The 12,337-nt window shown below is 71.1% G+C and carries 15 protein-coding genes; 6 read left to right on the top strand and 9 right to left on the bottom strand.

Annotated elements, in window-relative coordinates:
* Positions 1 to 148: 148 nt before the first annotated feature.
* The 5 genes from pgsA to pspM all read left to right on the top strand — a co-directional run bounded on the left by pgsA (position 149) and on the right by pspM (position 4,218).
* Entirely contained in the window at positions 149 to 808 is a 660-nt protein-coding gene (pgsA, locus tag ON41_RS21025) for a CDP-diacylglycerol--glycerol-3-phosphate 3-phosphatidyltransferase (protein ID WP_373281356.1), read from the top strand.
* Complete coding sequence (locus ON41_RS21020; protein ID WP_246829570.1) at positions 805 to 1,344, top strand: CinA family protein; 540 nt, start codon at positions 805 to 807, stop codon at positions 1,342 to 1,344. The genes pgsA and ON41_RS21020 overlap by 4 nt, the downstream gene beginning before the upstream one ends.
* Positions 1,345 to 1,399: 55 nt before the next feature.
* Positions 1,400 to 1,807 carry a helix-turn-helix domain-containing protein gene (locus tag ON41_RS21015; protein ID WP_040749411.1) on the top strand — a complete coding sequence of 136 codons (408 nt, stop codon included), beginning with the start codon at positions 1,400 to 1,402 and terminating at the stop codon, positions 1,805 to 1,807.
* A 208-nt stretch (positions 1,808 to 2,015) separates the two neighbouring features.
* Positions 2,016 to 2,840, top strand: a complete 825-nt coding sequence (locus tag ON41_RS21010) for a PspA/IM30 family protein (RefSeq protein WP_040749410.1) — start codon at positions 2,016 to 2,018, stop codon at positions 2,838 to 2,840.
* Positions 2,841 to 2,868: 28 nt separating this feature from the next.
* A complete protein-coding gene (gene pspM, locus ON41_RS43120) occupies positions 2,869 to 4,218 on the top strand; it encodes a phage shock envelope stress response protein PspM (protein ID WP_246460834.1) in 1,350 nt (449 codons plus the stop codon).
* Positions 4,219 to 4,424: 206 nt separating this feature from the next.
* Here the strand turns inward: pspM and ON41_RS43485 are convergent, their stop codons facing one another.
* Positions 4,425 to 4,547: a hypothetical protein gene (locus ON41_RS43485; protein WP_276325748.1), complete on the bottom strand. Its 123-nt coding sequence runs from the start codon at positions 4,545 to 4,547 to the stop codon at positions 4,425 to 4,427.
* Between the two features lie 147 nt (positions 4,548 to 4,694).
* On the opposite strand from ON41_RS43485, the gene ON41_RS43480 reads away from it, so the two are divergent.
* Positions 4,695 to 5,105, top strand: a complete 411-nt coding sequence (locus ON41_RS43480; protein ID WP_040749409.1) for a hypothetical protein — start codon at positions 4,695 to 4,697, stop codon at positions 5,103 to 5,105.
* Positions 5,106 to 5,222: 117 nt separating this feature from the next.
* On the opposite strand, the gene ON41_RS20995 is transcribed toward ON41_RS43480, so the two are convergent.
* The 8 genes from ON41_RS20995 to ON41_RS20960 form a co-directional block, all read right to left on the bottom strand.
* Positions 5,223 to 5,636: an ArsR/SmtB family transcription factor gene (locus tag ON41_RS20995; RefSeq protein WP_040749408.1), complete on the bottom strand. Its 414-nt coding sequence runs from the start codon at positions 5,634 to 5,636 to the stop codon at positions 5,223 to 5,225.
* Positions 5,633 to 6,286 carry an SRPBCC family protein gene (locus ON41_RS20990; RefSeq protein ID WP_040749407.1) on the bottom strand — a complete coding sequence of 218 codons (654 nt, stop codon included), beginning with the start codon at positions 6,284 to 6,286 and terminating at the stop codon, positions 5,633 to 5,635. Before ON41_RS20990 ends, ON41_RS20995 begins: the two co-directional genes overlap by 4 nt.
* Before the next feature lie 94 nt (positions 6,287 to 6,380).
* Positions 6,381 to 7,037, bottom strand: coding sequence for an alpha/beta fold hydrolase (locus ON41_RS20985; protein ID WP_169336501.1), 657 nt, complete (start codon positions 7,035 to 7,037; stop codon positions 6,381 to 6,383).
* A complete protein-coding gene (biuH, locus tag ON41_RS20980) occupies positions 7,034 to 7,738 on the bottom strand; it encodes a biuret amidohydrolase (RefSeq protein WP_040749406.1) in 705 nt (234 codons plus the stop codon). The genes ON41_RS20985 and biuH overlap by 4 nt, the downstream gene beginning before the upstream one ends.
* Positions 7,735 to 9,045 (bottom strand): cytosine permease, encoded by a 1,311-nt coding sequence (locus ON41_RS20975; RefSeq protein WP_083905507.1) that lies wholly within the window; start codon positions 9,043 to 9,045, stop codon positions 7,735 to 7,737. The genes biuH and ON41_RS20975 overlap by 4 nt, the downstream gene beginning before the upstream one ends.
* Positions 9,042 to 10,100, bottom strand: coding sequence for a cyanuric acid amidohydrolase (atzD, locus tag ON41_RS20970; RefSeq protein WP_040749405.1), 1,059 nt, complete (start codon positions 10,098 to 10,100; stop codon positions 9,042 to 9,044). Before atzD ends, ON41_RS20975 begins: the two co-directional genes overlap by 4 nt.
* The gene (locus ON41_RS20965; RefSeq protein ID WP_063709924.1) at positions 10,097 to 11,458 is read right to left on the bottom strand and encodes a nucleobase:cation symporter-2 family protein; all 1,362 of its coding nucleotides are present in this window, start codon (positions 11,456 to 11,458) and stop codon (positions 10,097 to 10,099) included. Before ON41_RS20965 ends, atzD begins: the two co-directional genes overlap by 4 nt.
* Positions 11,459 to 11,590: 132 nt before the next feature.
* A complete protein-coding gene (locus ON41_RS20960) occupies positions 11,591 to 12,244 on the bottom strand; it encodes a GntR family transcriptional regulator (RefSeq protein WP_051162060.1) in 654 nt (217 codons plus the stop codon).
* Positions 12,245 to 12,337: the final 93 nt, after the last annotated feature.

Below are 12,337 nucleotides of genomic sequence, written 5' to 3'. Positions count from 1 at the left end.
GGCTGGACAACCGATAGTCTGGTGGAGTGCCGCACTCCCCGCCCGCCCTCGCCGCCCGATGTCCCGGTGCTCGGCACGGCGCCCGGGCGAGGTCGGCGAGGCTCGCGGAAAGTGCTCCCGACCTCGGCATCACCGGGTGGGGGTGCCGGTGAGCGTGCAGAGCGACGATATGGACAGCGCCTGGGCCGAGGCGGGGCGAGCGCGGGCGAATCTGGTGTCCGCGGGCGCCCGTCCGGCGGAGCCCGCGGCGGTTCCGCTGCTGAATATCGCCAACATCCTGACGGTGCTGCGGATCTTCATCGTGCCGGTGTTCCTGCTGGCGCTGTTCGCCGCGGGCGGGCACGACACGGTCTGGCGGATCGCGGCGGCCGCGCTGTTCGGTATCGCCGCCGTCACCGATCGCATCGACGGGCAACTGGCCCGCAAATACGGCCTGGTCACCGACTTCGGCAAGCTGGCGGATCCGATCGCCGACAAGGCGCTGATCGGCGCCGCGCTGATCGGACTGTCGGCGTTGGGCGATCTGGCCTGGTGGATCACGCTGGTCATCTGCGCGCGCGAGATCGGGGTGACCCTGCTGCGGCTCGCGGTGGTGCGGCGCGGCGTGATCCCGGCCGGGCGCGGCGGCAAGCTCAAAACGCTCGTGCAGTCGCTGGCCATCGGGGTGATGCTGCTACCGCTGTCGGGCGGATTCGAGACGGCGGGCCTGCTGCTGATGTACGTGGCCGTGGTGCTGACGGTGGTCACCGGCCTGGATTACGTGGTGCAAGCGGCCCGGCTCCGGTTCGGACCGGTCCGGCGGTCGTGACCGCGGTGCCGCCCGCCGGCGTGGACCCGCTCACCGCGATCGTCCCCGCCGCCGATCTCGTGCGCCTGCTGCGGGAGGCGGGCCGGACCGTGGCGACCGCCGAATCGCTGACCGCGGGCCTGCTCGCGGCCACCATCGCCGGTGTGCCGGGTGCGAGCACCGTGCTGCGCGGCGGCCTGATCGTCTACGCCACGGATCTGAAACACACGCTCGCCGGCGTGAGCGAGCACACGCTGGCGTCCGACGGCCCGGTCGCCGCGAGCACGGCCGAACAGCTGGCCGTGGGCGCGCGCACGGCGTGCGGCGCCGACTGGGGACTGGGGCTGACGGGCGTCGCGGGCCCGGATCCGCAGGACGGACAGCCGGTCGGCACGGTGTTCGTCGGGCTGGCGGGACCGGAGGGCACCGAGGTCCTGCGGTTGAAACTGTCCGGCGACCGGTGGACGATCAGAATGGAAGCGGTCCACGCGGCCGTGGGCGAACTCGTCCGTAGCCTGGGGCGCCCGGCGCCCGGGAACCAACCGGGTGCGGTGTGACGTTGTCAGTACAGACGTTCGGGTCCGGCGAGTAAGGGAACGTGAGGAGAACGAGATGACGCTGCTGCGAGAGGCCATCGGGGAAAGTCTGCGGCGTGCTCGGATCGCCCAGAGCCGGACCCTGCGCGAGGTGTCCACCTCCGCGCGTGTGAGCCTCGGTTATCTGTCCGAGGTGGAGCGTGGCCGCAAGGAGGCCTCCAGCGAGTTGCTGGCGGCGATCTGCCAGGCCCTGGATCTACCGCTGTCGCGGGTGCTGTCGGATGTGAGTTCCGCCATGGCCGACGCCGACGGTGTGGCGCCCGTGCCGGCGTCCCCGCAGGTCGCGCCCGCACCCGAGGCGGCGCCCGCGGAGGCCGCCGTCGCGTCCGCAACCGCTGTTCCGCTGGGCGCCATCGCCGGTGACACCCGCATCGTGATTCCGGCGCCGAGGGCGGAAAAGCTGGTACTGGTACAGGCGAAGTGACCCGGAGTTGCCGGCGTCGACAACGATCGGCGCCGGCAACGCTGTACGACGGAGCGGAAACGGATAGATTCTCTGTAAGCGTCGGTAACCGGCCGGTTCTCCCCACACCGGTGCCGCGCGGTGGAGGATAGGGACAACGGGGTGCGTGACGGTCGCGCACTACAGCCGCGTTGGAGCGCGGCGCGTCAGATGGAGGCGGGATCAATCGATGGCTAATCCGTTCGTCAAGGCCTGGAAGTACCTCATGGCCCTCTTCGATTCCAAGATCGAGGAGCACGCGGATCCGAAGGTCCAGATTCAGCAGGCTATCGAGGAAGCCCAGCGCCAGCACCAGGCCCTGTCGCAGCAGGCGGCGTCGGTCATCGGCAACCAGCGTCAGCTGGAGATGAAGCTGAACCGCCAGCTCGACGAGGTGGAGAAGCTCAACGCCAACGCCCGGCAGGCGGTTATGCTCGCCGACCAGGCGCAGGCCGCGGGCGACTCGGAGAAGGCGATCCAGTACACCAACGCGGCCGAGGCGTTCGCCGCGCAGCTGGTGACCGCCGAGCAGTCGATCGAGGACCTGAAGGTCCTGCACGATCAGTCGCTGCAGGCCGCCGCCCAGGCGAAGAAGGCCGTCGAGCAGAACGCCATGACGCTGCAGCAGAAGGTCGCCGAGCGCACCAAGCTGCTCAGCCAGCTGGAGCAGGCGAAGATGCAGGAGCAGGTCAGCGCCTCGCTCCAGTCGATGGACTCCACCCTGTCCGCGCCGGGCAGCACGCCGAGCCTGGACGCGGTCCGCGAGAAGATCGAGCGCCGCTACGCCAATGCGCTCGGCGCCGCCGAACTGGCGGGCAACTCGGTCCAGGGCCGCATGATGGAGGTGCAGCAGGCCAGCGTGCAGATGGCCGGCCACAGCCGCCTGGAGCAGATCCGCGCCTCCATGCGCGGCGACGCGCTGCCCGCCGGCGACTCGGCCACCCCGCAGGCCGCGCCGAATCCGGCTGCCCCGCAGGCGCAGCAGATCGACAAGGGCCAGACCGCGCAGCAGTAACGCTCGCTCGCTGGAAAGGTACGAGGTGATGGCCGGATCGCGGGCCCGCAACGAGCCCGCGGTCGGCCGCGCCCGAATCCGCCGCACCCGCGAGCCCAGCTCCGCCCCGCCCGCCGGGACCGTCCCGGCACCCAGCCGGAAGTCGTTGTTCCCCTCCGTATTCCGGCGCGACGCGGACGACGACAGGGCTCGGCCCGCAGCACCGCCCGCCGTGGCTCCGAGCGCGTGCACCGCCCCCGAAGCCGTTGTGCGCCAGGCCCCCACCGGTCCGCAGGAGCATCCGGCGGCTGCCGACCGCCGTTTCGGCTGGGTGCCCGGGGAGGCCGATGGGCCCGTGTCGATGCCTCGATCGGGCCGTTCCGCCGGTGCGGCAGAGTCCCGTGGCGAGCGGTCCCAGGAGGCGCGGGAGTCCCGTGGTGAGCAGTACTGGGAGACGCGCGATGCCCGTGGTGGGCGGTCCCGGGAGGCGCGGGAGTCCCGTCATGGGCGGTCCCCGGAGGCGCGGGAGTCTCGTGATGGGCGGTCTCGGGAGGCGCGTGGCTCGGGTGGGGGATTCGTGCGAGAGGTGTTGGCGCAGTCGGGGGTTCAGGGCGAGCAGATCGATCAGGCTCGGCGGCTGCCGGATACGTTGCGGGAGGCCGGGGAGCATGCGTTGCACGCGGTGCGGAAGTGGGCCGACCCGCGGGAGCGGGAGATGCGCCGGCGTCGGCGGGTACGGCGGCGGAGCCTGCGGCTGAGTGCCGCGTCCGGGCTGACGGCACTGGGGACCGCCGGGCTGGTGGTCGTGTCGGCTCCGGCCTGGGCCGTCATCGTGGTCGGCAGTGGCGCCGCGGCACTGGTGACCGGTGCGGCCGTCACGACTCGGCGCTACCTCGAACTGCGGCGGAACCCGTTGCCCGCGGCCACGTTCGTGCCTCGCAAGCTGCCCCCGATACGCTCCGCGGCCCGCGAGCCGATCGCCAGACTGGTCCGTGCCGAACGTGCCCTGTACGTCGTCGGGCGGCAGATCGCGAACGGTCGCCGCCTCCCCGAGGAGGAGCTGGCGGACACCCTCGAAACCGCCGGATCCGGCGCGGCGGCCCTGCACGCCCTGGCCGCCGACGTGGCCGCCATGGAGAAGGCCGCCGGGCTGGTGAACCAGGTTCGGTCCGTCGCCGTCCCCGGCCTCGCCGACCAGGTCCGCGCCGCGGTGTCCCGCCTCGAATCCGGTGTCACCGACTACGAGGACCTCGTAGCCTCCGCCACCCACGTCCTCGCCGTCCCCGAAAGCCCCGCCCTCCCCGACGATCTCGGCTGGGCCATGGAAGACCTCCGCGACGCCGCCGACCGCCTCGACGGCTGGGCCCAAGCCCTCACGGACCTCGCCGACAGCCGCTGATCCCGGCCGGTGCGCCACTGATCCCCGCCCCTTGTGCTACTGATCCCCGGCTTGTGCGCCGCTGACTTCTGCCCGTGCGCCGCTGACTTCTGCCCGTGCGCCGCTGACTTCTCCCCGTGCACCACTGACTTCTGCCCGTGCCGGGCGGGACGGTTCCCGTGCGGCCGCAGGGGACGCCCGCACGGGAACCGGCGAAACCCGCTGTGTCAGAGCAGGTTCTGCACTTGGTCGAGGATCTGCTGCACCCAATCCGACGGCGCCCCACCGGTCTTCTTCTCACTCGAGCCGGGCGCCTTGGCGCTCCCTGAACTGCTGCCGCTGTCGGCCACCGCCCCGAGCGGCACCTCCGCCCCGGCCTTCTTGTCCCCGGACCCCGAACTCCCCGCACTACCACTGTTGGCGATGGTGGCGAGGGGCGTCTCCGCCCCGGTCTTCTTCTCGCCGGAGCCCGAATCCCCGCGCTGCCGCTGCTGGCGATGTCGGCAAGAGGTGTTTCGGCGCTGGTCTTTTTCTCGCCGGAGCCGGAGCTGCCTGCGCTGCCGCTGTTGGTGATGGTGGCGAGGGGGGTTTCGGCGCTGGTTTTCTTCTCGCCGGAGCCGGAGCTGCCTGCGCTGCCGCTGTTCGCGATCGAGGCGAGGGGGGTTTCCGCGCCGGTCTGCTTCTCGCCGGAGCCGGGGGCCTTGGCGCTGCCCGAGCTGCTGCCGCTGTCGGCGACCACCGCCAGCGGGGTGTCCGCGGTGGCGGCGGTGGCGCCGACGAGCGAGGTCAGGGTGGCGGAGCCGGCGAGGGCGGCGACGGCGAGGACTCTGCGGCCTGTTCTTCTGTTCATACCGGAACTTCCTGTGTCACTTCGGATATGTGCTGTGCCGCGACGAATGACACAGTAGGGCCGGTGTTTTCGCGAGAGTCGCTCCGCGCGCAAGTTCCGGAGACCTCACCACCGCCCGCGGACGCGCTGGGGAGACCACACAACCGACTCGGCACACACCCGGTGGGCCCGCAAGTCAGGCGGGCCGGGTGTGCCTGTCCGCCGCCTGCTCGGCCGAATGGCCGGGCCCGGCGGCCTTGCGGGCGCGTTTGCCGCGCGCGACCTCGGTGGCGAGCGCATCCATCGGCTGCTCGAACTGCTCGATCGGATGAGCCAATCGGGCCAGCCACGCTTGCGCCGCGTCCACGCCTTCTTGATCGAGGGCGTAGAACCGGCGGGTACCCTCCGCGCGGACGGTGACCAGCCCGGCGTCGCGCAGCACCCTGAGGTGCTGGGAGACGCCGGGCTGGGAGATCTTCGTCTGCCGCTGCACAGCGGCGACGATCTCGCCGGCGGGCCGCTCACCGGCCGTGGCGAGCATTTCCAGGATGGAGCGGCGGACCGGGTCGCCGAGCGCGTCGAAGATCTGCTCCGGCGACGGAGACGTCAAGAATCCGAGCCCTCGGGCTCGACCGTGTAGAACTCCGTCACCCGATCGGCGGCCGCGCGGGCCGCGGCGGGGTCGTCGCCGTCGCCGGCCGCCGCCTCGGCCCATCCGCCCGCGGCGGCCCGGACGAATTCCGTGCCCTCGGGAGTGGTCGGGAACGCGAGGCCCTCGTCCGGATCGACCGCCTCCCCGCTCGCCAGGTGCAACCCCAGGCTCATGAGCACGAGATCCCATCCGATGCCCACCGCACCCGGCCCGTACTGCGTCCACAGATCCGGATCGACGTGCGCCTCGTGGATCAACTCCAGCCGGGTGCCCTCGCCGTCGGGCGTGAGCACGACCTCCACCCACGACACCTGCGGCCCCATCTCCCAGGTGACGGCGAACCGCTCCGGCGCCTCGCACCGCTCGACGACGCCGTTGGCATTGCCCTCCAGCTGATACCGGCCACCGACCCGGAGATCCCCGCTGACCGGCAGGAACCAGCGCGGAATCCGCTCGCCATCGGTCAGGGCGTTCCACAGATCGTCCCGGTCGGTGGCGTACGTGCGCCGCGCGACGGCGATCTTCGTCGGCGCGCCGTCCCGGGAACCGGTGCGGATCTCCCGGGCGACCAGCCCGGCGACCTCGACAGGATCGGACAGTAGGGGCATCACAACCTCCTTGAATAAGTTTGTACTTATATTCAAGCATGGACCCCGGCGGCCTACAACGCAAGGTGCCGAACAGCGGCGGGCGAGTCGGCGGTTACCCGAGTGGGTGACGCCCCGGTGAAGCCGCAGTGAGGTCGTCGACCATCGTGTCGATGACCCCGGCCAGCGTCTCGCCGGATTCGAGGTGCGCCGCGTGCCCGACGCCGGGCAGGATGCGAACCCCGGCACCCAGGTGTTCGGCCAGTGCCCGGACCGAATCATGGCGTGGGCGAGGGGAATTCGCCCCGACGGTCAAGGTAACGCTATGGGCGGTGCCCAGCGGTGCCGGTTCGAACCCCCGGAACATCGCGAACTCCGCACGCACCGTCGCCACCGAAGCCTCCGTCCGGTCCGGGCGCCACAACGGCCCGTAGAGCGCACGCCCGAATCCCTCGACACCCTCGGACGCGAGCGCGGCGGCGACATGGTCGAGCAGTCCGGGCGCCAGCGACCCGGCGGCCGGTTCGTGCAGGAGCGCACCGGCGAGGGGCACACCGCGCGCGGCCAGTTCGAGCCCGAGCGTCGCACCACCGCTCACACCCGCGACGAACGCCCCCGCGCACAGCGGCGCCAGGAACGCGATCTCGGTATCCATGTCGCCGGATTGCGGCCGGTCCGGGCACAGCACCTCGGCCGTCCCGCGCAGTGCGGCGGCCGTCGCCGACCACACGCGTGAATCGGTCGCGGCGCCGTGGATCAGCACCACCCTCATACGGCGGCGGGCGTCGCGCCGAGGACGGCGAGCAGGTCCGCGGAGGCCGCGACGGCGCCGAAGATCCCGCCCTGCATGCTGATCATGCTGAGCGCCGCCTCGTGGTGCCGCCGTTCGGTCGCGCCCGTGCAGTCCGACAGCACCAGGCATTCGTATCCGCGATCGTTGGCCTCGCGCATGGTCGTATGGACGCAGACGTCGGTGGTGATACCGGTGATGATCAGGTGCGTCACACCTCTCGTGCGCAGCACCAGATCGAGGTCGGTCGCGTAGAACGCGCCCTTGCCGGGTTTGTCTATCACGGGTTCGCCCGGCAGCGGCGCGACCTCGGGCACGATCTCCCAGCCTGGTTCGCCCCGGACCAGGATCCGCCCGCACGGTCCGGTGCTGCCGATCTCGGCGCCCGCGCGCGCCGACCGCCAGCGCTTGTTGGCGGGCAGATCGCTGAGATCCGGGCGGTGTCCCTCGCGGGTGTGCACGACGGTCATTCCGAGATCGCGCGCGGCGGCGAGGACGCGGGCCGTGGGTTCGAGCCCGGCGCGGGTGAGGGAGAGGTCGTAGCCCATCCGATCGACATAGCCGCCGGATCCGCAGAAGTCGGTCTGCCAGTCGATGAGCAGCAGCCCGGTGCGGGCGGGATCGATCTCGCCGTCGTAGGGCCAGGCGTACGGGGTGGCGGCGGTGAGCGGCGGAAAGGTCATGCGGGGCAATCCTTCTGGTCTCGTGCGGTCAGGACGGAGGCGGCGGTGACGATCAGCGCCGCGGTGACGAAGCCGACCACGGCATCGGACAGCCACGGCGCGAGCCGATGGGTGAGCAGTGCGGCGGCGGCTCCGCCGGCCCACCCGGCGAAGGGCTGCCAGCGCACGGAGCCGGCGGCGGGGGAGGAGCGCAGCCGAGTGCGCGGCAGGATCACCTGGTCGACGATCACGACCGCGCCGATGGGCGGGACGATCACGCCGAGCAGATTCAGCCACTGCTCGAAGTAGGTCCAGATCCCGGCCACCGCGAGCACCACCCCGGCGGCGCCCAGGATCAGGGTCAGCGCGCGCATCCGGCCGGCGGTGAGCTGGCTCCAGCCGACCGCGCCGTTGTACAGGCAGTGCGCGCACACCGACCCCAGATTGATGAAGACGAACGCCACCGCCAGCGGCACCAGCACCCCGCCGTGATCGATCAGCAGGCCGAGGAAGTTGCCGCCGTCGGCGCCGGGATCGGTCGCGCCGCCGAACGCGACGACCAGCCCGCCGATCAGCAGGGCGATCGAATTGCCCACGGGGAACGCGGACATCGCGGCCAGGAAGCCCTCGCGGCCGTTGCGCGACCATCGGGTGAAATCGGCCGTCATGGTGCCGGAGTCGATGAACGAGGCGATCACCAGCGTCACCGCGGCGCCGAAACTCAGTGCGGCGCTACCGGCCTCGCCGTGGTACGAGAGGGGCGAGGTCGAACCGTCCTGTGCGGCAAGGTAGACGGCGATCGCGCCGAGAACGATGTACACCGGCGCGGCGATCATGCCGATCACCGACAGCGCCCGGATCCCGAGCAGCGTCAACGCGACGAACGCCAGCCCGGCCGCCAGCGTGGTCGCCTTCTCCGGCCAGCCGAGGCTGTCGTGCAGGATGGCCCCGGCCATACCGGTCTGAAAGGCGAACCAGCCGATCACGATGGTCGCCAGGAATGCGGACGGTATCGCGGCCGCCCGGCGTCCGAAGGTGCGTGCGGCGGTGAGCGCGAAATTCTCGCCCGTCCGCCCGGCCAGATAACTCAGGGTGCCGACGTACAGCATCAGGCAGAGGTTCCCCGCCGCGATCGCCAGCAGCCCGCGCCAGAACCCGAGCGAGTAGACGATGAGCCCGCCGAAGATGGCACAGGTCAGCACCATCGGGAAGCCCAGCCAGACCGCGGCCACGGACGGGAGGCGGCGCCGGTGGTCGGCGGGCACCGGGGTCGTCTCGAATTCCTCGATGTCCCAAGTGTTCTCGGCGGCTTGCGTGGTCGTGGTCATGGCCGGTCGCTCCTCGCCGGAGTGGGTAGTTCGTAGATCACCGTGACGCTGCCGCCGCCGGGTGGCCCCTGATGTTCGGCGCCGCCCGAGACATACACGGCCCCATCGCCTTTGAGTGCCGACAGCAGGCCGCCCACGGCGGCGCGGGCGTGCCGGGTGGCATTGACGTCGGAGTCGGTGAGCATGGTGTGCCGCAGGCCGCGCACGGTTCCGGCGGGATCGGCCTCGGCCTTGGCGAAGATCTGGCGGACCGTCCCGTTCTCGGCCCGGACGCGGTCCAGTAGCGCGGTGACCGACGCGAGATCGAGCGCGTCGCGCATCTCGCCGTGCACCGCGCGGAGCGGGTTGGCGGCCGAATCACTCTCCGCGACAACGAGAACGTGGCAGTCGTCGAGTTCCGCGCCCGCACTGGTGGAGGCGCGGGCCGACGAGACTCCGGCCTCGCCCGACAGCGCGCGCAGCGCGTGCGGCCGATCGCATTCCTCCAGCGCCACCGCGATGCCGAGGGCGCTCGCCGCGCGCGAGTGGCCCATGGACTCGTAGGTGTCGGTCGCCACCGGCACGCCGCCCGCGGCCCGGATCGCGGTGATCTTGTCCGAGGTCAGCAGGGGGCACTTCACCACGACCAGATGCGTGTCGGCGGCCCGGACGCCGAGGTCGGCGAGCAGTTTCGCGACCGTCTCGGCCACCGCGTCCACCTGCGCCGCGCGCCCGATCTCGCCCGGATCGAGGACACGGGTGCGGCCCGCCGCGGCGACCAGGCCGCGATCGAATCCGGGATGGCGGCGGTCGTCGCGGACGAACAGGTTGACGTGCGGGCTGAGCACACCCTCGGTCCCGCCGGAGAACACCGTGACGGCCGTCGCGGGCAGGCGCGGTTCCCAGACGGCGGAGGCGAGCGTGCGGCTGAAATCGTTGACGCAGCCGTTGCCCTCGGTCTTGCCGATCACGGCGATCAGATCCTCGGGCGCGCGCCCGGACCGGTCGAGGACATCGAGCGCGCTCAGGTCGCCGGGATCGCTCGCGGGCACGGTGAGTAGCGATACGGCGGTCATGCGGGCACCTCTTCGGTAGTCGAACCCGGTTGCGGGGCAGCGGGTCTCGGATCGTCGGTCGTTCGCGCGATCCGGGGTATCGCGAGGTGGTTGAAGAGCAGGTTGAGGACGAACGCCACCAGCACCGCACTCGTAATCGACCCGCCGAGAACGATTTTCGCGGCCGACGGCAGGTCGGCGTAGATCTCCGGCGCCACGATCGGCACCATCCCCACACCCATCGCGAGCGACACGATCAGCAGGTTGTCGTTGCGGCGGAGGTCGGCCTGCGCGATGGTGGCGATGCCGACGCCGGCCACCGTCGCGAACATGACCAGGCTGACCGCGCCGACGACCGGGCCCGGCAGGCTCGCGACCACCTCGCCCATCTTCGGCACCAGCCCGAGCGCCACGAGGAATCCGCCCGCGACCGCGGTCACCGCCCGGCTCACGATGCCGGTGATCCGCACCAGGCTGACATTCTGCGCGAAAATGGTGTCCGGGAAGGACGTCAGGAACCCCGCCAGGACAGCCGAGGCGCCGTCGGCCGCCAGACCGCGCGCCAGCCGCCCCCGGTCGGCGGGCTCGCCGGTGGTCTCGGACACCGACAGCAGATACGCCGTCGATTCCGCGAAGATCACCAGCATCACCAGGCACGTCGACGCGATGCCCGCGATCGGGAACTGGGGCGCGCCGAAGACGAAGGGATTCGGCAGCCCCAGCCATCCGGCGGAGCCGACCCCGGCGAAGTCCGTCATCGACACCGTCGCCGCGATTGCCGTCCCCAGGACCAGCGCGACGAGGACGGCCGATTGCGCGAGAACGCCACGGCCGTACCGCATCAGCGCCACGATCAGGGCGATCACGCCGACCGCGAGCGCGAACCGGCCGCCGTCGGGGTGCTCGTCGCCGAAGACCATCGTGACCGCGTTGCCGATGAGCGACAGGCCGATCATGGTCACCGCCGCGCCGCGCACGATCGGCGGGAAGAATCGCAGCAACCGGGAGAACGGCACCGCGACCAGGAGGCCGAAGATCCCGGCGGCGATCATCGCGCCGTACACCGCGGACAGGCCGTACTCCTGCCCGATCAGGATCATCGGATTCACGGCGGTGAACGACGCGCCCGCCACCACCGGCATCCGGGCGCCGAGCAGTTTGCTGACCCCGATCGCCTGGACGAGCGTGATGACGCCCGCGACCAGCAGATCGGCATTGACCAGCGTGGCGATGGTGGACTTGTCGAGGCCGAGGGCGGCGCCGAAAACCAGTGGGACGGCGATGCATCCGGTGTACATCACCAGGACGTGCTGGGCGCCGAACAGGACGGTGCGCCACGGTGACAGGCGGCGCGCGGGGGTGACGGGTGGGGAAGGCACGGGAACAACCTCCGGAGAGCTCGACGCTGATCCCTAATTGGTATACAAAGCGTGTTTCCCGGACGTTTCTGTGGATTTTCTACACGTAAATATCCGTGAGTATCCGCGTGGAGTCGGATTTTTGTATACGAACTAGTGGTGATCGAGTTCGTCGAGCAACCGCTCGTCCTTCGCGATGTGCTCGCCCATGAGGTACCCGGCCTGCACCGGCGACCCGCTGAGAATGGCCTGGGCGATGGCCGCGTGGTCGCTCCACGAATCGTGGCTGCGCTCGCGCAGGTGCTGATCGAAGATCCACGAGACCCGCCGCAGCAGCGGATCCAGCATGAGCCGGAGCTGGTGGTTCCCGGCGGCCTCCACGACCAGGGTGTGGAATCGCAGCACCAGCGGCGGGTGGTCGGCGTGCGCCAGGTTCACCGCGGCCGAGCGGCCCAGTTCGACAACGCGCGCCAGATCGTCGGCGACGTCGCCGCCGCGGCGCTCGGCGGCCAGCTGCGCCGCCAGCACCTCCAGGCCGCGCCGGATCTGGATCAGCTCCCGCGCCGCGGACCCCGAGGTCGCCGAGACCGTGGCGCCGCGATACCGCACGAGCGTGACGAACCCCTCGCTCTGCAACTGCGACAGGGCTTCCCGGACGGGCACGCGGGAGACGCCGAACCGGGCGGCGAGGTCCGCCTCGCGCAACCGGTCCCCGGGCGCTAGGCGGCCCGTGAGAATCTCCTCGCGCAGGGTCTGCGCGATCACCTCCCGCGGTGCGTTCTCGCTCATATCGTGCGCCGTGGTCACCCGACGAGCGTATCCACCGGAGGGGACGAGGCTCTCCGGGACAACCCTGATATTTCCCGGATATCGGTTGTGACCAGGTGATTTTCCGGGCCC

Source organism: Nocardia transvalensis NBRC 15921, from assembly GCF_000308875.1.
GTDB classification, from domain to species: Bacteria; Actinomycetota; Actinomycetes; order Mycobacteriales; family Mycobacteriaceae; genus Nocardia; species Nocardia transvalensis.
Note: the sequence above shows the minus strand (reverse complement) of the source record. Positions and strands in the feature narration are given on the sequence as shown.